Below are 18709 nucleotides of genomic sequence, written 5' to 3' on the forward strand. Positions count from 1 at the left end.
TCGCTGGCTATGTTTCAGGCACCACAGCGACAGGCTGGAAATCTTGCCGCTGCGCGGTGCCTTCATTTCGGGATTGCAGCCTTTAGTCTGCAACCTCTCATTCAGCAAGATTTCTGAAACGCCCGCACGATCTTAAATTCAAAAACGGAATGGATTTATCTTTTAGATAAGCATATTGGCGTGCTCAAAAATGTCACCGAGTGAACGGTTCGAGACCTGGGGCTCGAAACCTGAAATTCGGGGATCGCGCAGCGATGACATTTTGCGCCACTCACTGATGTAACAGGACATGTGCCTTTTGCCCGCGATAGCGCGCAGTTAAAAAAGCGCGGAGTCCAGAGGCCCGCGCGTTACCGGGTCTCTGGTCGGTGTGGGCCGACGCCCACGGTTTTGAAGTTGCAGTTGCAGTTGCAATTGAAGTCAAAGGCCGTTCACACGCAGCCCAACCTGTAATCCCCTGATTTTCCTAAAATCCCCCTCTTTGTACATTCCGTTACACGCCGATACCAATCACTCACGGACAGCGCTGATCGTCCCGCCTATTATTCTTTCACCGGCCCCGCAGTGGGGTGGACACTTAAACTAAAATTCTTAAGGAATTACACATGAAAAAAGTATTAGCTCTGGTTGTAGCCGCTGCAATGGGCCTGTCTTCAGTTGCTTTCGCTGCTGAAACCACTGCAACTCCGGCACCCGCTGCAACAGCAACTACCGCTGCTCCGGCTCATGCAACTAAGCATAAAGCACATAAAAAACCTGTGCAGAAAGCTCAGGCTGCCAAGAAACACAAAAAAGCAGCTAAGAAAGCTGCACCAGTAGCTCAGAAAGCTCAGGCTGCTAAAAAACATGTGAAACACGCTAAGAAAGCTGCACCAGTAGCTCAGAAAGCTCAGGCTGCTAAAAAACACGTGAAACACGCTAAGAAAGCTGCACCGGTAGCTCAGAAAGCTCAGGCTGCTAAAAAACACGTGAAACACGCTAAGAAAGCTGCACCAGTAGCTCAGAAAGCGCAGGCTGCTAAAAAACACGTGAAACACGCTAAAAAAGCTGCACCAGCTGCAAAAGCAACTCCAGCAGCATAAGTAGGCAGTAAGAAGTCTTTGTGAGCGTATCTACTCACCATTATCAAGACTGATGATTTAACACCCGGTTCGCCGGGTGTTTTTTTCTCCGGTTCTTTATCTTGAGGTACTGATGGAAGATGCTGCGCCGCTACCTGTTCGAAATCACCCTGTGCTCTCTGATCCTCTGCGGTCTGATCACCCTGTTCTTCTACTTCTGAAATATCCCGGATGACGTCCGTCATCTCCTCAAAAGATTGAGTTATCAGACAAATCTATCCAACACGAAAGATAACCGTCTATAATCGTTCCATAATAACTGGTTATCGGGTTCTCCCTGTTTTCAAGGTCAGAATGTTATGCGCATCGCGTTACCGCTTTTTTTGTGCTTTTTCTGTTTTACCGCCAGTCCTCTTGTTCATGCAGATTCTCCGGATGACGCAGACAGCGACGCACCTTCAATCAGCTTAAAAGAAAAAACTGCCCTGTTCTTCGGACACGATCAGCGCACTCAGATCGCCGCAGCGGCGCGCTGGCCGTGGCAGGCTATCGGACAGATTGAAACCGAAAGCGGTAATTTATGTACCGCCACCCTGATTTCCAAACATCTGGTCCTTACTGCCGGTCACTGTGTTCTTGCGCCTCCGGGCAAAATCGACAAAGTGATTGCCCTGCGTTTTATTTCCCACAATCAAAAATGGCGTTATCAGATAACGGCCCTGCAAACGCTGGTGGATCCCAAACTCGGTAAGAAACTGAAAGCCGATGGCGATGGCTGGATTGTTCCGCCGAAAGCGGCTCCGTTCGATTTCGCGCTGGTCCGACTGACGGATGAAAAGCTGGCGTTGCCAATCAAACCCCTGCCATTGTGGGAAGGTTCACGCGATGACCTGACGGCGGTTCTCAAGCAGGAAGGTCGGAAAGTAACGCAGGCTGGCTATCCGGAAGATCATCTGGACGATTTATACGTGCATCAGGATTGTCTGGTGACCGGCTGGGCGCAACCGGGCGTGTTATCACACCGTTGCGACACGCTGCCGGGCGACAGCGGTTCGCCGTTGTTACTGAAAAATGCTGACGGCTGGTCGCTGGTGGCGATCCAGAGTTCCGCGCCTGCCGCGCAGGACCGGTATCTGGCCGACAACCGTGCGCTCGCCGTTCCGGCCATTCGCGACGCCCTGAATACGCTGTCTTCCGGTGTGATCAGCGCCAGTACGCCGGTCAGTGCACCCGCTCAGTAAACCATCAGATCACCGTTTTAAAGCATAAAAAAACCGCCTTAGTCTAAAGGCGGTTTTTTAGTTTTCAGAACCCGTTAAACCAGCTGTTCCATGGTCTGCAAAATGCGTTTATCCGAGATAGGATACGGTGTACCGAGCTGCTGAGCGAAGTAGCTGACGCGCAGTTCTTCAATCATCCAGCGCACCTCTTTTACATCCTCACTTTGCTGACGCACCGGCGGCAGTTTGTTAAACCACTGCTGCCATTGCTGTTGGATGTTTTCCACTTTGAGCATCTGCGCGCGGTCTCGGTGCGGATCCATCGCCAGTTTGTCCATCCGGCGTTCTATCGCCTGCAAATACCGCAGGGTATCCGGCAGACGTTTCCAGCCGTTTTGCGTGACAAATCCGCGATAAATCAGCCCGGACATTTGCGCTTTAATATCAGAAAGCGCCAGCGCCATCGTGATATCAATCCGCCCTTTCAGCCGCTTGTTAATGCTGAAAACAGTGGTCAGGATTTGCTCCACCTGAATCGCAATCTGCACTACCGTATCGTTAAGGTTGGCGCGCACATGCTCATGCAATTTGGCAAAATCTTCCTCGCGCCACACCAGGCCGCCGGACTCCGCAATCAGCTTGTCGATGCCGCAGGAAATACAGTCGTCGATCAATTCCAGCACTTTGCCGTACGGGTTGAAATACAGCCCCAGCTTGGCTTTATTCGGCAACTTCTCGTGCAGGTATTTGACCGGAGAAGGAATGTTCAGCAACAGCAAACGCCGCATGCCGCCGAGCATCGCCTGCTGTTGTTCCAGTTCGCTGTCAAACAGGCGGATCGCCACGCTGTCTTTCTCATCGACAATCGCCGGATACGCTTTTACTTCATAGCCGCCGCGCTTTTGCTCGTAGCGCTCAGGCAACGTACCAAAACTCCAGACATGCAGATCGCGCTGCTCAATGCCATCATCTGCGACCGCAGAAAGCGTTTGCTGAACCTGCTCTTTCAGGCCGGATTTCAGCACCAGCAGGTCTTTACCTTCGCGCAGGGTTTTGTTTTTGTCATCAACAATACGGAAGGTCATTTTGAGATGATCGGGCACCTGATCCAGCTGCCAGTCTTCGCGTGACACCGTCACGCCACTCATTTTACGCAGCTCTTTTTCCATCGCATCGAGTAATGGCATATCGAACGGTTTGATTCGCCCGAGTAAAGCATCGGCGTAATTCGGCGCAGGCACAAAATTGCGACGAACTGGTTTTGGCAGCGATTTAATCAGCGCCATAATCAGTTCGCGGCGAATGCCCGGTATTTGCCAGTCGAAACCTTCTTCCGTCACCTGATTGAGCAACGGCAACGGAATATGCACTGTCACGCCGTCGGCATCGGTACCTGGTTCAAACTGGTAAGTTACGCGCAGTTTGAGATTGCCCTGGTGCCAGAAATTCGGGTAATCGTGAGCGCTGATATTGCCCGCGCCCTCTTTGATCAGCATGCTTTTTTCAAAGTTCAGGCTGTCCTGCGGCTGATTTTTCCACCAGGTATCAAAGTGACGTGCTGAAACAACTTCCTGCCCGATGCGCTGCTCGTAGAACAGGAACAACGTTTCATCATCGACCAGAATATCGCGGCGACGGGATTTGTGTTCCAGCTCCTCGACTTCGGTACGAAGACGTAAATTAGCGCGGAAGAACGCGTGGCGCGTCTGCCAGTCACCTTCAACCAGCGCATGGCGGATAAACAGCTCACGCGAAACCACCGGATCAATCGTGCCGTAGTTGACCCGACGCGCCGCCACAATCGGCAGGCCATACAGTGTGACTTTTTCCGTCGCCATCACGGCGCCCTGCGCTTTTTCCCAGTGCGGTTCGCTGTAACTGCTTTTCGCCAGATGCTGTGCCAGCGGCTCAATCCATTCCGGTTCGATACGCGCGGCAATGCGTCCCCACAGGCGGCTGGTTTCCACCAGTTCAGCAACCATCACCCATTTCGGCGGCTTTTTAAATAAACCGGAACCGGGGAATACGGCAAAACGCGCATTACGTGCGCCGGTATACTCCTGTTTATCCACATCTTTCTGGCCGATATGCGAAAGCAAACCGGTCAGCAGCGAGCAGTGAACTTCGCGATATTCAGCCGGTTCGCTGTTCACCGGCAGACCGAGTTCTTTCACCACCTGACGCAGCTGGGTATAAATATCCTGCCATTCACGCACGCGCAGATAATTGAGGTAATCACTGCGGCATAACTTGCGGAACTGCGCCGAAGACAGCTCTTTCTGCTGCACTTTCAGGTGATCCCACAGGTTTACAAACGCCAGAAAATCCGAATCTTTGTCGGCAAAACGGCGATGTTTTTCATCGGACGCCTGCTGTTTATCCATCGGACGTTCGCGCGGATCCTGAATCGACAGAGCGGAAGTGATGATCATCACTTCCCGCACACAGCCATTTTTCTGCGCTTCCAGCACCATGCGTGCCAGACGCGGATCCACCGGCAACTGCGCCAGCTGACGACCCAGCGGCGTCAGCGTATAGCGCCCATCGACGGCATTATTAATGGCATTCAGCTCTTCGAGCAGACGTACGCCATCCTGAATATTACGTTTATCCGGCGCTTCCACAAACGGGAATGCGCCGATATCGCCCAGCCCCAGTGACGTCATTTGCAAAATAACGGAAGCCAGATTGGTACGCAGAATTTCAGGATCGGTAAATTCCGGACGTGACAGGAAATCCTGTTCCGAATAAAGACGGATACAGATACCTTCGGACACACGTCCGCAGCGCCCTTTACGCTGGTTAGCCGACGCCTGAGACACCGGCTCAATCGGCAAACGCTGTACTTTAGTGCGGAAACTGTAACGGCTTATGCGCGCGGTACCGGGGTCAATTACATATTTAATGCCCGGCACGGTCAGCGAGGTTTCGGCAACGTTGGTCGCCAGCACAATACGACGGCCAGAATGCGACTGGAACACACGGTTCTGTTCGCTGTTTGAAAGACGTGCGTACAGCGGCAAAATCTCGGTGTGCGGCAGATCCAGACGGTTCAGCGCATCGGCGGTATCACGAATTTCACGCTCACCGCTCATGAAAATCAGGATATCGCCCATGCTTTCGCGACCGAGTTCATCAACCGCATCAAAAATCGCCTGCAACTGATCGCGATCCACATCATCTGCGTCATCCACAATCGGGCGATAACGCACGTCAACCGGATACGTCCGGCCGGATACTTCGATAATTGGCGCATTATTGAAATGGTGCGAGAAGCGCTGCGGATCGATAGTCGCCGAGGTAATAATGACTTTCAGGTCAGGACGCTTTGGCAGCAGCTGACGTAAATAGCCGAGGATAAAGTCGATATTCAGGCTGCGTTCATGCGCTTCATCGATGATCAGCGTGTCGTACTGCATCAGCATGCGATCCTGCTGGATCTCCGCCAGCAGAATACCGTCGGTCATCAGCTTAACCAGCGTGTTCTCGCTGACCTGATCGTTAAAACGGACTTTATACCCGACCGTGTTACCGAGCGTGGTATCCAACTCATCGGCGATACGGTTGGCAACGGTACGCGCGGCCAGACGACGAGGCTGGGTATGACCAATCACACCTTTAATACCGCGACCGAGCTCCATACAGATTTTCGGGATCTGCGTGGTTTTACCGGAGCCTGTTTCACCCGCCACAATCACCACCTGGTGGTCGCGGATGGCGTTGAAGATATCTTCTTTCTTCTGGCTGACCGGCAGGTTTACCGGATAGCTGATTTTTGGCCGTGACGCTTCACGGGCGCTGACTTTTTTCAGGCTCTCGGTGATGGCTGTCTGGATTTCAGCACTTAACGCGTCGAGTGCTTCGGGTTTATCAATCTTTCTGGCACCCTGCAAACGGCGTTGCAGGCGTTGCCGGTCACGTAGCATCAGCCCGTCTAATTGCGCTGATAATGCCGCGAGCGGTGATTTCACGTTCACAATTCCTTGTTGCATGTCAGCCGGAGGGCAAACGTTCTGTGCCAGCTGAATCTGAATGGGTGATGAGGAAGGTTCATGCCTTGCCTGCTTGCGTCTATGTTAACACAAGGTATTAAAGATGCTGAAAACGGGTGATTCAGTGACCGGATTTTCAAGTTGTTCAAAAAAATCGATGATAGGTCTCTAAATATTGCGCTATCACTGTATAAGCTTTCTGAATAAAGTAAGTTCCATTCGGGGAACGTTCTGGTTATAAAAACCAACACCCTATGTACCACACAGTTAAGGAACTCACTAATGAGCAAAGTACTCGTTCTGAAATCAAGCATTCTGGCTAACTTCTCTCAGTCTAACCAGCTGGCTGATTACCTGGTTGCACAGTATCAGTCAGCAAACAGCGGTTCTACCGTGACTGTTCGTGACCTGGCTGCGAACCCGATCCCTGTTTTAGATGGCGAGCTGGTTGGCGCACTGCGTCCTTCCGATGCTCCGCTCACGCCACGTCAGGAAGAGGCACTGGCGCTGTCTAACACCCTGATCGACGAACTGCAGGCGCATGACGTGATCGTCATCGCTGCACCAATGTACAACTTCAACATCCCGACTCAGCTGAAAACCTATTTTGACCTGGTTGCCCGTGCTGGCGTGACCTTCAAATACACCGAGAAAGGCCCTGAAGGTCTGGTGAAAGGCAAACGTGTTATCGTTCTGACCAGCCGTGGTGGTATCCATAAAGACACCCCAAGCGATCTGGTTGCCCCTTACCTGTCTCTGTTCCTGGGCTTCCTGGGGATGAGCGACGTAGAATTCGTTTATGCTGAAGGTATCGCATACGGTCCGGAAGTGGCGACTAAAGCTCAGACTGATGCGAAAGCAGCAATCGATGCCGCTATCAAAGAACTGGCTGCCGCATAATTGCAGTTATCACAATCTGAGCAACCATTCACTTAAGAATCTGTCCGTTCTGCTCAGATGACGTTGTGATAAAACGATTGCGCGCCGAGAGGCGCGCTTTTTTATTTGTTTCTGTAAATTCAATAAACGCTAATTTGTTTGCTCTTGTCACTTTTCTCCCAGATAACAAAAGAAATTGAATAATTTTTTAGGGAAACGTCCGATTTAACTCTTTCAGCATCCGTGGTGAAATATATAACCACGTTGTAAGCACTTCCTGTTTCAAACTTATAGCCAAAGGTAGGGATGCAGGTATCTTTTTTTACAGTGAGATATTCATCCTGGTTTTTAAAAAACTTACGGAATCCGGGTGATTCCCCTCTTTTCTCCATAGATATTCCTATCAGTTTTTGCTTTTCCGTTCTTTCTGGCGTCGTCAGACAAAGCGTATCCCCCACAAAAAAGGCTTCTGCTTGCGCTGGCATTATTGGTCTGTAACCCGAAAAACACCCGACCAGTGAAAGAGTGAGAAATAAAAGTGATGATACTCTTAACATTATCAATTCCTTTGATGAATTCATCACGCAAATTTAAAGATATGAAATCCGTTTATCTTTCTTAGTAGTTTCCCAGATAACAAAAGATGTGGTGTAATTATTAGTATAAAAATTACTTTCATCCCGCTCCGGATCTTTAGTTAAATATATAGATACATTATAAGCACTTCCGACTTCAAATTTATATCCAAACGTAGGTATGCAAGTGTCTTTTTTTATTGTGATATATTCATCTTCGCTTTTAAAAAACGTTGAAGAACCCGGTGACTCCCCCACTTTTTCAACGGACATACCGATTAATTTTTGTTTTTCTGTTCGTCCTGGAGTCGTCAGACAAAAATCCCCGCCAACAAAAGATGCCTCCGCATCAGCTGAAGGAGTGAAATGGTCCCCTAAAAAACATCCGGAAAGTGATAGTGCCAAATAAACAACAACAGTTTTTTTTATCATTATTGAGTCCTTCAGTAACTTGGGAAATCGGTTAAGATTAATTTGTAATATGATAATACGCTATCTAATTCATCACCCTTATAATTTCGATGCGGATTGTAATACCATTTAGACTCTCCAAAATTCACCAGAAAAAATAATCGGCAACTATGGACGCTTGTTGCTCCATTGAGTATTCATTCAGTCTTGTTTTTCCTTCAAAATTATAATGATAATCAACGGCCCAACTCATGCTCCCTCTCAGCTTTACCCACATGCCATTTTGGTACTGCCAGACATGTGTCATTTCATGGATGAATAGGTGCCTGAGAGGAGGGCTTGCAGTTGAAAAATCATCTTGATAATTCTCCCCTCGAAAATAGAGCTCACCATCTGGTGTCATTGCTACATATTCATTTTGCAACCCGAATGGCAGATAACTGCCTAAATGGACCCACACTCTTGAATAGTCGATATAACTGCCAAAGACTGTCCGGGCGAGTGCTATCTCGCCCATCGTTAATCTTCTAACCTCCCCTTCACGGGTCAGTGCTCTCATCCGTGGTTTTTCCACAACATCCATAAATACACTCCCTGTTTTTCCGAATTAAATCGTGTCGCTCCATATGCTGTAGCCGGACGTTCCCGCTGTGTGGTGCTTCCAGGTGACGGTTTCATACACGACTGAAATCATTTCTTCGGGCTCTTTATCCGGAGCATCCAGTAAATGCGGCGCTCGGATGCTGTGTCGTTCAATCGTTGCCCCTCTGACCTCTACCGTAAAATGCTTTTCCTGAGCACCGACGGAAGACGTTCTGAAAAAATCAAAAAACAAATCCATTTTTTCATTACTGGCGATGGCCATTCCTATTAATGGCGTCGACTTATCAATCAGCTTAATAAAGCTCACCGGTCTGTGTTTTACATTCTGACTTCGCACAATTTCGTGATCAAAATGAAGCACAATAATTTCATCCCGGTGAGCGCTCTGAAATCTGTTTCCTACGGAGTCATAGGTTGAACATCCTGCGGAAATTAAACCCTGTTTCTGCCCGATTATCTTGACGTAGATTAGATTTGCCATTCTCAAATTCCTTCTAATTTATTGATTAATGAATTGAGTTATGAAATATCATTCATCACACTAATGAATATTAACTCTGTTAATGATATTTATATCAGGGAATTAAGAGGTGCGCTATTTACTGTTTTTAAAAAGCGATATGACTATCAGAATAAGAAAATTCAGAAGGGATAAATCATGGGGCGGAATTAATTCCCTGCCCCATTAACTAGTATTCGCACTTTTATTTCTGCAACCACTGTCCGTTAATACCGCGCACGAATTCGCCTTTTCCGGCTCTGGCGACCAGTTTCTGACCGGCGAGTTTTGCGACGTCGTCTGTGCTGACGTTATTTTCCTGCGCCACCTGCTGATATTGCTGCTTTCTCGCATCATTTATACGGTTCGCCAGCGCGAGACTGTCAGCATCCTGTTTTAACGGTGCCAGATAGCCAGACAGCGTTTCGCCCACGCGTCCCTGCTGTTTCGCTTCATTGAGTGTTAAAGCGAAAGCCTGGCTGCACAACAGCAAACCACCGGCTAGCATCAAGAGACTGATTCTTTTAATGCTGATAGTTTTAAAAAAAATCCCGGACATACTGACTCCTAAAACAAGTCGCTCTGATTTTTCAGCAGATCTTCGACATCTTTATCCACTTTAATATGAATTTCATGTTCAATTTTCACATTCATATTGATGGTGATCGGCTCTTTCGGCGCAGCCAGTTCGATGCGCGGAACGCATCCGCTCAGCATCACGGCGCAGAGAACGACGCACAGCCCTGCAAGTTGCAGTTTCATTGTTCCTTCCTCACTGTTGGATCTTTTTTCTGCCCGTTAGTCGCCGGGCTTTTCGACAGCGCATTCGCAGGCAAAGACATCTGCTGTTGCAGCCATTCCTGAAGATTGTCGCCAAAGCGCAAGCTGCGCCAAAGCTGATAGATATTTTCCTCGTGGGTATAATTGAGGACGATTTCCCTTTTTTCTTTGTCACCGCCGTGCGTCGTATCGGTGTAATTCACTCCGTCGACTTTGGCTTTCATGGTCAGCACGCCGAGATTATCCAAGCTGACAAGTGCGTCAGAACGGCTGATTTCCAGATAGCGCAGCAGACCAATCACCATGTTATTGGCGAAATTCCCGCTGGCCATCGCGTCCGCGAACTGGGGGTCGAGGCGCAACGTCAGACCGCCATCGTTTCTGATCCAGCCATTGTGAATGATCCAATGCGGATCCTCCACGTACAGCGGCAGCTCACCGTAAATCACGCCTGACATCGCCAGTTGTTTTGGTTTGAGAGCGGTAAACAATTCGCTGAGATTAATTTTTTCGAGTTTAAGCACCGCCGCATCATGTTGCGGCATTCTGAGCGCCGACAGGCTCAGATGCCCGCGCAGGACGTCCACGCCAAGATTGCTCAGAGTCAGCGGAGTCTGTTCGCTCCACGGGTAATGCCCCTGCAAATCGGCGGTCACGTTCTGCATTTTGACCAGATTATTCACTTCCCCAATGCGCAGCGTGACCGGTTTTTTCACGCCGAGCTGCCAGACGGCATTTTTCAGGCGATAAGGCAGACTGAAATCCAGCCCGCTCAGGTCGCCGTCTTTCATCCAGAAACCGCCGTTTTTCACCACCCAGTGGCCACCCGCGACAAATCCCTGCCCGCGCGCTGCCGAAAACGCCGACTGCGCATAGAAGGATCCTTCACGTAATTTGATGTTCAGATCCGGCGTCAGCAGCGTCTGGAAGGCGGTGAGTTGTTGCTTCGGCCACCAGCCTTCACCGCGCAGACGCTCTCCGTCCCAGCGCCCGTTAAGCCTGATGGGGCCAATCGGTTTAGCATCGAGCAATCCGCGCATCGTGAAACGATCCGGACTGTCACCGCTGAGCTGCAACACCAGCGTGGCCGGTGGCAGATATCCGCCGTTCTCCAGCGCAATTTTCTTCGCCACCAGCTTGATATCACCCTTAAATTCCGTCGGTGAGTCAGGGTACTGTGGTTTAAAACGGGAAGACGGCGGACGTTTCCACATCAACGGATGTTCCAGCGTCAGGCGCGGCGCTTCAACATCCACCAGACCGTAATGCAACCGGTCAAAACCGGTGGAAAGCGAATTTATGCTGATCAGATTGTCATGCCACTGGCCTTTTCCGGACATATCCCAGCGTCCGTTAAGCGGCGGCAGATGACCATTGCCCCAGTAGTTGAAATTCCACTGTCCGATATCCGGCCAGAACGCCAGCGCTTTGCCGCTGAGGTGTAAATCAAACGCGCCCCAGAAACTGTGACGCGCTTTAAGAATGGCCTGGAGAGGCCCGCTGACGCCTTCTGCAGACACTTTTACTCCTGCCAGCGGCCAGCGCGCATCGCTGATAGTCAATTCCGGCGTCGGTTTCCCCCACGCGCGCAGCAGTGAACCGCTGTGAAGTGAAAGCGTAGGATTAAGAACCGAGCCACTAAGCTGGCCGGGAAGCGAAGCACTGAGAGAGGTGGTCTGTAAGTTGGCCTGGCCGGTCAGGCGGAAATCGAGATTACTGTCGAGCAACCCGACGCGCCCCGGCCCCATCGTCAGCACCACGTTCGCCTTACCATTGTGACCCTGCGTCAGCACGTTCAGACGCGCTGTGATATTGGTTTGGTCGAACGTCGGGGTCCAGTCGCTGAGCGTCAGATTCACGCCACCGGTCAAGGGTTGCGTGCCATACGGCCAGCGCCACTGTCCCTGTGTGATCTGTAAAACATTGTTGCTCAGTTTCCACGGCAGCATCAGCAGCGGCTGCTGAGCGTCTTTTTCAGCCAACGTCAGCACGCCTTCAGTTGCCTGCCAGCTGAGCTGAATATCCAGCGGATTGGGCACCTGTGCGGTCAGCATTTCGGCGTGCAATTCGCCGGATTCCGGAAGTGAATTAAATGTCGCGGGCAACAGCAGTTTGCCGCTCAGCGTCACCGGCTGTTCGCTTCCCGGCGGCGTCAGGCTGAAAGAGTGGATCGCCAGCTGGCGGTTACCGTCAAGCACCGCGTCGAGTTTCAGCGATTCGCCATTAAAGGAAAGATGCTGCGTGCCATCAGAATTAGTGATCTGCAATTGACCGGCATAGCGCTGCCAGGGCGTGACGGAAAGATGATCGATGCTGATATCGCCGGGCGGCAACATCTGCTGAATATCGGCCAGTGAAAGCGTCTGCTGATTGTCGCTTTTAGGCATTTTAGCCAGACAGGCAGTGTCGACGCTAAGGGCATCCAATTTCAGAGCCCAGTGCGCATCCGTCCGGCTGAGGCGGGCATTGCGCGCGGTGGCAAGCTGGCAGTCTCCGGCGGTATAACCCACGCCCGGCACTTGCAACACACCATCAGACCAGCGCGGTGCGCCTTTGAGTGTCAGTTGCGTTCCAGCCGGGAGCCAGTGACCGGCCACCACGGGCAGCCAGCGCGGCACCGTTTTCCATAACACCCACATCAGTAATGCGACAATCACCACTATACTCAGGAGTATCTGCGCGCTTCTCTTCAGTCCGTTCCTCATGACTTGCCTTGTCTTATGCTTCACTAAATGACCTAACCGCCCGCAAGATATCATAATTAGCGTAACAACTGATGGCCGGAATGCCATAACGCGTGAGCCAAATAGCACAGGATAAATTGTCTGCGCCCCTGCGCTCTGCTAGTTTGGTCGTATATTGCGAATTGTTTCTGAAACTTTTTATACCTTATAAAACAGTCGGAAGCCGTTTCGCCAGAGATTCAAACTCACTGCGGAGAAACACCATGAAAGTGGCTGTCTACAGTACTAAAAATTACGACCGGAAATATCTGGAACTGGTCAATCAGCATTATGGCTATGAGCTGGAATTTTTCGATTTTCTGCTGACCCCGCAAACGGCGAAAACAGCGATAGGTGCCGATGCAGTCTGTATTTTCGTTAATGACGATGGCAGCCGCGAAGTGTTGCAGGAGCTGGCATCCCTCGGCATTAAAACCCTCGCGCTACGTTGTGCGGGCTTTAATAATGTCGACTTAGACGCCGCGAAAGAGTTAGGAATTTCCGTGGTGCGCGTACCGGCCTACTCCCCGGAAGCGGTAGCCGAACATGCCGTGGGTATGATGATGTGTCTGAACCGTCACATTCATCGTGCTTATCAACGCACCCGAGAAGCCAACTTCTCTCTCGAAGGTCTGATCGGCTTTAATATGTATCAGCGTACCGCCGGCATTATCGGAACCGGTAAAATCGGTGTGGCGGCGATGCGGATCCTGAAAGGTTTCGGCATGCGCATTCTGGCGTTTGATCCGTATCCAAGCCCGCTGGCACTGGAACTTGGCGCGGAATATGTCGATCTGGATACGCTGTATGCCGAATCTGACGTGATTTCGCTACACTGTCCGCTGACACCGGAAAACCATCACATGCTCAACGCCGGTGCCTTTGCCAAGATGAAAGATGGCGTAATGATCGTGAATACCAGCCGGGGCGCTTTGCTGGATGCCACCGCTGCCATTGATGCGTTGAAAAAGCAAAAAATCGGCGCACTGGGCATGGACGTTTACGAAAATGAACGCGACCTGTTCTTCGAAGATAACTCCAACGAAGTGATCCTCGACGACGTGTTCCGCCGCCTCTCATCCTGTCACAACGTGCTGTTCACCGGCCATCAGGCGTTCCTGACCAGCGATGCGCTGACCAGCATTTCAGAAACTACGCTGATGAATATTGATCAACTGGCGAAAGGCAAAGCCTGCCCTAATCTGCTGACCGCATAAGAAACGTATGAATTGTCAGGCTCACTTCGGTGAGCCTTTTTAATTTCTATTACATTCTAGCTGACCAATAGTTAAGCGTGTATTTCCCTGTTTATATACCGATTCTAAGAGAAATGTAGGCCATTAGATTTGAAAAACTCACAAACTAAAAACTCTGTTATGAATTTTTAAACACATGCTACATTATGATTTTAAATATACCCCTGGTGAATGCGCACTTATTCAGACAAATGATATATTAAAGAAGCAATCCTATTTCGGGGCATTCTGAGGTTTGACAATCATAATTACCTGAGGGATAAATCCACTCTCACAGAACTTTCAGTCTTAGTCACAGGAACTATCTTTCCGCCGGTATCGACTGTATATTTGAATAGTTTCATACCCTGGCCATTGCTTTCATTTTTAAAAGTTACATCCTCCGCCAACGTATATTTTTCATATATTGAAATGTACGTCACATTAACAATCAGCCCATTAACCTCCTTGCTAAACAACACCTTTGAACTCTTATGCTTTCCTAACTGATTAAATTTTTCCGCCATGAATTTAACAAATCCGTCTTTTGATGCTACTTATTTAAAAGACACAGACGCTTGATTGTATATCAATTCATATTCCCCTGAGTTATATTCATCCTGAAGAGTTATCATTTTATTTTCAACCACAATCAGCTTTTCGGATTTTTTATCACATCCTGCAACAACTAGCATAAATCCAAAAAAAACAATAAATAAACAATTTATTTTAAGCTTTTTAATTTTGCCTCTAATTAAACAAACAGACAGTTGATTGATGGCACGTAATTCCCCCAACAAATGCTCCTTCACCTGGGTCAATTCCTATTGAAGCTGATTTTTTTCCACTGCTATCTTTGGTTCCTGAAATTGTTAACTTCCCTAAAATCCCACCTGTCGCCATATATCCTGCTGCGTCCGATTTTCCAGAGGACATTTCACTTTCAGATATTGTTCCTGTTGCCCCATACCCTACTGCAGCCCCAACTCCTTCATGTTCACAAAGATTGTTGTAGATACAAAGATCCATATGGATTGGTGATTTTTCATCTGTAGTCAAACCCACCCCTATAGCATTGCTTGCTCCTGTAAAAATATCCGCCGAACCTCCACCATCAAAAGATATAGAACCAGAAGGAGGCTCATAATAAGGTCCATTTGATGCTTCTATTGCTGCTGCAATCTCATCATTTGGGAGATTAAATGATGAACCAACCCATTTACCCCACTCACTCAGTACTAATGGATCAACTTTTTGTACTGGATTCATTAAATAAGCATATAAATTCCACCCCCCTCTCAACCCAATCGGATCCTGCGTAATATACCGTCCCTGCGGCGGGTCGTAATAACGATGCCGGTTGTAATGCAGCCCCGATTCTTCATCAAATTGCTGCCCCTGCATGCGAATGGGCAGATACAGGCGCTGCGGGTTACTGCCGTCCACCTGGCTGCCCCACGGGTCAAACTCAGCCCGCCAGTCGGTGCCACTCTGTGCGTTTATCAGTGCAATCGGGGTATCCAGGTGGTCACAGTGGTACAGGTGAACCGTTGGGATTGTCGGCTCCGGTAGCGACTTCAACAGTGTCAGCAGACGCTCTGCAGCCAGTTGTGAGACCGCCAGCCATTGCTGACTGTGCAGACTCAACGCAGATCCTGCTCCAGTTGATGCTGCTGTTGCGTCACCTCTGGTGCGTTTTCCGATGCGTCCCCCGAGAGCGTCATACAGGTATTCTGCCCGGATGGTGTCGCGCCCATCACTCTCACTCAGGGTATGGCTTTAATGGTTTCAGTCAATTTTTTTTTTAAGCTATTCTCAAGCCAAGAGTCCTCATGGGTTATTAATATTTCACGCTCCCTCATTTTTTGTGGAGAGGAGGGAACCTGGCCCCCCGGGTACATTTTAAACAAAAACTCCCTATCGGATATTTTAGTAAATGAATAATCAACCACATAATCATCAGGAATAGAACCAGAAGGATTTATATCAAAGTCAGATAGATTTGAGAAAACCATATAACCATCCTCAAGATCATCTTCATCATAAAAATCCCACTCAGAAATTAGGAAGTTTTAGAGCATGCGTAATGGGATCTAATACCAATCTCTTCTGTGTGTCGACAGTGTAATAATATAATTTATACACTCCATTCTCTTTACGATAAATAAATAGCTCTAAGTAATAATCCTTCTCATATTCCGTTTGATAAGTTAAAGAGACATCTTTACCATTAGTTATAGTAGTATTTAATAGCGCGTCTCCTTTATACTTTCCAATATCAAAAACTTCTTTTTCCAGAAAGGCAGAGAACTCACCTTCGGAAATGGCATTCTTTAAATCCTCTGAAGAATCAAGATAAATAGCTGAAAATTCACTTTTGTTATATAATTCTCTAAACTCAAGCACATTATTAGCTACATTGCTGCGTGATTTATCATCACACCCGGCAAGTAAAAGTATATATATTAATACATTTAAAATGCGCATCTACCCCCCTGTTAAATATAAAAAATTAGTTAATTATGCATTTCTGATATTGCTGGCAAGTTACTACACCAGTGAACCCTCCGGCTCCAACCCCTATGCCTGCACCTACAGTAATATTTTGAGGATTACTCAGATCTGCAGTTGCTGTAGCTGCGTAATCACCTAAGGCTCCCCCTGAAGTTGTAATGCCCGCACTTTTAGTAATTCCTGAGGAGGGTGCTGCATTTGATGCAGATACAGTCGCTGCGATGCTACCGGTAACGCCAATTCCGAGATGCTGGCAAGCATTTAGATATGCGCACAAGTCTGGAAAAATCATTCCAGCCTTTCGTCCGGTAGCCAGTCCACCAGCAACACTTCCACCAATAATGCCTCCATCTGCAGTGAAGCTGAGGTCCGCTGACACAGTTCCTTCTAATGAGTGGCCATATCCCTCGCCTCTAGCTAACTCACTTGCTGCAGAGGACATTTCGTGCGGAGACGCCCCCTTTTCCACCATACTGACACCAAGACTGCCTTGTGCTTGCACGTATCCCCCAAGACCGTTCGATAAACCTAATGGGTCGATTCGCCGAACAGGGTTCGTAGTGTAATTATAAACATTCCATCCCCCTCTCAACCCAATCGGATCCTGAGTAATATACCGTCCCTGCGCCGGGTCGTAATAACGGTGCCGGTTATAATGCAGCCCTGATTCTTCATCGTATTGCTGGCCCTGCATGCGGATGGGCTGGCGCAGTTTGTGCGGGTTGTCGCAGCGCTGTACGTTGCCCCAGACGTCGAGGTCCGCGCTCCATTCTACTTTGCCGTTTTTGTGATTAACCAGCCCAACCGGCGTGCCGAGATGGTTGCAGTAGAACAGGTGCAGGGCCATTTCGGCGCTTTCCGGCAGCGGGTCGACCCACAGCGCGATGTTTTCTGCTTTCAGGCTGACGGAGGCCAACCACTGGTGGTTCGCCTCACTCACCTGATTGCGGCGGATTTCCTGCTCAATCACGTTAAAGCGCTCATGGACGTCCGGCGGGAACACGCCGCCCGCGTCCTCTTCGAGTTTCTCCGCCAGCGTGCGGTGGCTGTCTTCTGCCCGCGCGTGCTCGGCGCGCAGCAGCGGCACGAAGCTGCCGGGGTGATAAATGGTGTGCAGCTGGATGTCGCGGTTTTCGGTCAGGACCTGCCGGTCGCCGTCCCAGCCGAACCAGGTGTTTTGCGTGTCAGTTTCCTGCGTCTGCGGATTCAGCGTGCTGACCTGCTTGCCGACGCGCCGCCCTAACGGGTCGTAAATGTAGCGCGCTCGCGTCGTGGTCTGACCGTTATCCTCAACGGTGAAGCGCGTCAGCCGGTGCGCGCGGTCATAAGCGAAGGTGTGTACCGCCTCGTCGTCGTGCGAATGCTGTACCCAGCCCGCGTAATAAGGCCGTTTTGCGGTCAGATTTCCCCAGACATCGTATTCATACTGATACTTTTCATCGTGCTGAACGCGGTTGCCGTGCCAGACCGGCGGCTCGTTTATCGGAGCCGGATGCGTATCAAGATGCGTGAGCGTGCGGTTGCCCGCCGGGTCGGTCAGGGTGGTCAGCACGCCCGCCGGTGAGCTGACGCTGTGCAGCCTGCCCGCGGGAGTGTAGCGGTAAAAATGTTCGCCGCCGCCGATGGACATCTGCGTCATTTGTCCGGCGGCGTTGTAGTGATAATTGCGGGTTAGATGACCGCCTGATAAAGCGTGTTGCCCGGCAAGTTGTCCGGTGCGGGAATAGGTTTTTTCAGACTGCCAGTGTTGACCGAACTGCCGCGTGATTTCACGGTGCAGTTTGTCGCGAGCGAGCTCCAGCAGGACGTCGTCGCCGAGCTTCACGCCCAGCAGATGGCCGGGGCCGTAGGTCTGCCAGCGGATGTCCGGCAGGCCGTCACAGGTTAAAGACGACTCAACGCCGCGCGGGTCGAACTGGCGGCGGACGGTGTGCTGCCACAGCAGGTCGCCGTTCGCATTGTGGATAATCTGCCGCTCGCCGGTGAGATTGTCGTTGGCGTCATACTGAAAGCGCACGCTGACCAGATGGGTTTCGCTGCGGTGACCGGTTTCCAGCACCCGACCGGAGGCGTCGTAGCGCCACAGCACTTCGTCCGGGCCGTCGCTGAGGCCGGGACGCTGCTGGCGGATAAGCTGGCCTTCGTCGTCGTAGTGCCAGAGCGTGGTCAGCCCGGCGTCGTCGCTCTGAACCAGCTGACCGGCGGCGTTGTAGCGAT

At 50.1% G+C, this 18709-nt stretch carries 19 protein-coding genes; 5 read left to right on the forward strand and 14 right to left on the reverse strand.

Annotated features, from left to right (window positions below; translation table 11 throughout):
• Positions 1-605: 605 nt before the first annotated feature.
• The 3 genes from asr (at position 606) to J1784_RS03575 (ending at position 2302) form a co-directional block, all read left to right on the forward strand.
• Positions 606-1082, forward strand: a complete 477-nt coding sequence (gene asr / locus J1784_RS03570) for an acid resistance repetitive basic protein Asr (RefSeq protein ID WP_120506535.1) — start codon at positions 606-608, stop codon at positions 1080-1082.
• 119 nt (positions 1083-1201) lie between these two features.
• Entirely contained in the window at positions 1202-1282 is an 81-nt protein-coding gene (gene ydgU, locus J1784_RS26980; RefSeq protein WP_455567028.1) for a small membrane protein YdgU, read from the forward strand.
• 138 nt (positions 1283-1420) lie between these two features.
• Positions 1421-2302, forward strand: coding sequence for a trypsin-like serine peptidase (locus J1784_RS03575; protein ID WP_217148051.1), 882 nt, complete (start codon positions 1421-1423; stop codon positions 2300-2302).
• A gap of 74 nt (positions 2303-2376) precedes the next feature.
• Here the strand turns inward: J1784_RS03575 and hrpA are convergent, their stop codons facing one another.
• Positions 2377-6252, reverse strand: coding sequence for an ATP-dependent RNA helicase HrpA (gene hrpA, locus J1784_RS03580; RefSeq protein ID WP_217148052.1), 3876 nt, complete (start codon positions 6250-6252; stop codon positions 2377-2379).
• A 303-nt stretch (positions 6253-6555) separates the two neighbouring features.
• Between hrpA and J1784_RS03585 the strand changes: the two genes are divergently transcribed.
• Positions 6556-7173, forward strand: coding sequence for an FMN-dependent NADH-azoreductase (locus J1784_RS03585; protein WP_112287253.1), 618 nt, complete (start codon positions 6556-6558; stop codon positions 7171-7173).
• A 119-nt stretch (positions 7174-7292) separates the two neighbouring features.
• Here the strand turns inward: J1784_RS03585 and J1784_RS03590 are convergent, their stop codons facing one another.
• From J1784_RS03590 to J1784_RS03620, 7 genes are all read right to left on the reverse strand, one after another.
• Positions 7293-7709 carry a putative T6SS immunity periplasmic lipoprotein gene (locus tag J1784_RS03590; RefSeq protein ID WP_217148053.1) on the reverse strand — a complete coding sequence of 139 codons (417 nt, stop codon included), beginning with the start codon at positions 7707-7709 and terminating at the stop codon, positions 7293-7295.
• Between the two features lie 33 nt (positions 7710-7742).
• Positions 7743-8159 carry a putative T6SS immunity periplasmic lipoprotein gene (locus J1784_RS03595; protein ID WP_217148054.1) on the reverse strand — a complete coding sequence of 139 codons (417 nt, stop codon included), beginning with the start codon at positions 8157-8159 and terminating at the stop codon, positions 7743-7745.
• 124 nt (positions 8160-8283) lie between these two features.
• Complete coding sequence (locus tag J1784_RS03600; RefSeq protein WP_238485373.1) at positions 8284-8721, reverse strand: type IV secretion protein Rhs; 438 nt, start codon at positions 8719-8721, stop codon at positions 8284-8286.
• 24 nt (positions 8722-8745) lie between these two features.
• Positions 8746-9222: an Hcp family type VI secretion system effector gene (locus J1784_RS03605; RefSeq protein ID WP_217148055.1), complete on the reverse strand. Its 477-nt coding sequence runs from the start codon at positions 9220-9222 to the stop codon at positions 8746-8748.
• Positions 9223-9445: 223 nt separating this feature from the next.
• Complete coding sequence (locus J1784_RS03610) at positions 9446-9748, reverse strand: YdbL family probable chaperone protein (RefSeq protein WP_420803951.1); 303 nt, start codon at positions 9746-9748, stop codon at positions 9446-9448.
• A gap of 59 nt (positions 9749-9807) precedes the next feature.
• Positions 9808-10002, reverse strand: a complete 195-nt coding sequence (locus J1784_RS03615; RefSeq protein WP_217148057.1) for a YnbE family lipoprotein — start codon at positions 10000-10002, stop codon at positions 9808-9810.
• Positions 9999-12725 (reverse strand): YdbH family protein, encoded by a 2727-nt coding sequence (locus J1784_RS03620; RefSeq protein ID WP_217148058.1) that lies wholly within the window; start codon positions 12723-12725, stop codon positions 9999-10001. The genes J1784_RS03615 and J1784_RS03620 overlap by 4 nt, the downstream gene beginning before the upstream one ends.
• A gap of 242 nt (positions 12726-12967) precedes the next feature.
• Between J1784_RS03620 and J1784_RS03625 the strand changes: the two genes are divergently transcribed.
• A complete protein-coding gene (locus J1784_RS03625; protein ID WP_217148059.1) occupies positions 12968-13960 on the forward strand; it encodes a 2-hydroxyacid dehydrogenase in 993 nt (330 codons plus the stop codon).
• Positions 13961-14247: 287 nt separating this feature from the next.
• Here J1784_RS03625 and J1784_RS03630 read toward each other — a convergent pair whose 3' ends face one another.
• The 6 genes from J1784_RS03630 to J1784_RS03655 form a co-directional block, all read right to left on the reverse strand.
• The gene (locus J1784_RS03630) at positions 14248-14505 is read right to left on the reverse strand and encodes a hypothetical protein (RefSeq protein ID WP_217148060.1); all 258 of its coding nucleotides are present in this window, start codon (positions 14503-14505) and stop codon (positions 14248-14250) included.
• 30 nt (positions 14506-14535) lie between these two features.
• On the reverse strand, positions 14536-14775 hold the full coding sequence (locus J1784_RS03635; protein ID WP_217148061.1) for a hypothetical protein: 240 nt from the start codon (positions 14773-14775) through the stop codon (positions 14536-14538).
• Complete coding sequence (locus tag J1784_RS26610) at positions 14729-15625, reverse strand: RHS repeat-associated core domain-containing protein (RefSeq protein ID WP_274387304.1); 897 nt, start codon at positions 15623-15625, stop codon at positions 14729-14731. Before J1784_RS26610 ends, J1784_RS03635 begins: the two co-directional genes overlap by 47 nt.
• A gap of 119 nt (positions 15626-15744) precedes the next feature.
• Positions 15745-16041 carry a DUF6258 family protein gene (locus tag J1784_RS03645; protein ID WP_338019896.1) on the reverse strand — a complete coding sequence of 99 codons (297 nt, stop codon included), beginning with the start codon at positions 16039-16041 and terminating at the stop codon, positions 15745-15747.
• Positions 16034-16465, reverse strand: coding sequence for a DUF3887 domain-containing protein (locus J1784_RS03650; RefSeq protein WP_217148063.1), 432 nt, complete (start codon positions 16463-16465; stop codon positions 16034-16036). Before J1784_RS03650 ends, J1784_RS03645 begins: the two co-directional genes overlap by 8 nt.
• 25 nt (positions 16466-16490) lie before the next feature.
• On the reverse strand, positions 16491-18709 hold a 2219-nt coding region (locus J1784_RS03655; protein WP_217148064.1), incomplete at its 5' end, for an RHS repeat-associated core domain-containing protein.

This window comes from Rahnella ecdela (genome assembly GCF_019049625.1).
GTDB lineage: Bacteria > Pseudomonadota > Gammaproteobacteria > Enterobacterales > Enterobacteriaceae > Rahnella > Rahnella ecdela.

Bases quoted from the DNA above. Each gene is read 5' to 3' on its own strand.
- asr (WP_120506535.1), top strand. From the start codon at position 606: ATGAAAAAAGTATTAGCTCTGGTTGTAGCCGCTGCAATGGGCCTGTCT.
- ydgU (WP_455567028.1), top strand. From the start codon at position 1,202: ATGCTGCGCCGCTACCTGTTCGAAATCACCCTGTGCTCTCTGATCCTC.
- J1784_RS03575 (WP_217148051.1), top strand. From the start codon at position 1,421: ATGCGCATCGCGTTACCGCTTTTTTTGTGCTTTTTCTGTTTTACCGCC.
- J1784_RS03585 (WP_112287253.1), top strand. From the start codon at position 6,556: ATGAGCAAAGTACTCGTTCTGAAATCAAGCATTCTGGCTAACTTCTCT.
- J1784_RS03590 (WP_217148053.1), bottom strand. From the start codon at position 7,709: ATGTTAAGAGTATCATCACTTTTATTTCTCACTCTTTCACTGGTCGGG.
- J1784_RS03595 (WP_217148054.1), bottom strand. From the start codon at position 8,159: ATGATAAAAAAAACTGTTGTTGTTTATTTGGCACTATCACTTTCCGGA.
- J1784_RS03600 (WP_238485373.1), bottom strand. From the start codon at position 8,721: ATGGATGTTGTGGAAAAACCACGGATGAGAGCACTGACCCGTGAAGGG.
- J1784_RS03605 (WP_217148055.1), bottom strand. From the start codon at position 9,222: ATGGCAAATCTAATCTACGTCAAGATAATCGGGCAGAAACAGGGTTTA.
- J1784_RS03610 (WP_420803951.1), bottom strand. From the start codon at position 9,748: ATGCTAGCCGGTGGTTTGCTGTTGTGCAGCCAGGCTTTCGCTTTAACA.
- J1784_RS03615 (WP_217148057.1), bottom strand. From the start codon at position 10,002: ATGAAACTGCAACTTGCAGGGCTGTGCGTCGTTCTCTGCGCCGTGATG.
- J1784_RS03620 (WP_217148058.1), bottom strand. From the start codon at position 12,725: ATGAGGAACGGACTGAAGAGAAGCGCGCAGATACTCCTGAGTATAGTG.
- J1784_RS03625 (WP_217148059.1), top strand. From the start codon at position 12,968: ATGAAAGTGGCTGTCTACAGTACTAAAAATTACGACCGGAAATATCTG.
- J1784_RS03630 (WP_217148060.1), bottom strand. From the start codon at position 14,505: ATGGCGGAAAAATTTAATCAGTTAGGAAAGCATAAGAGTTCAAAGGTG.
- J1784_RS03650 (WP_217148063.1), bottom strand. From the start codon at position 16,465: ATGCGCATTTTAAATGTATTAATATATATACTTTTACTTGCCGGGTGT.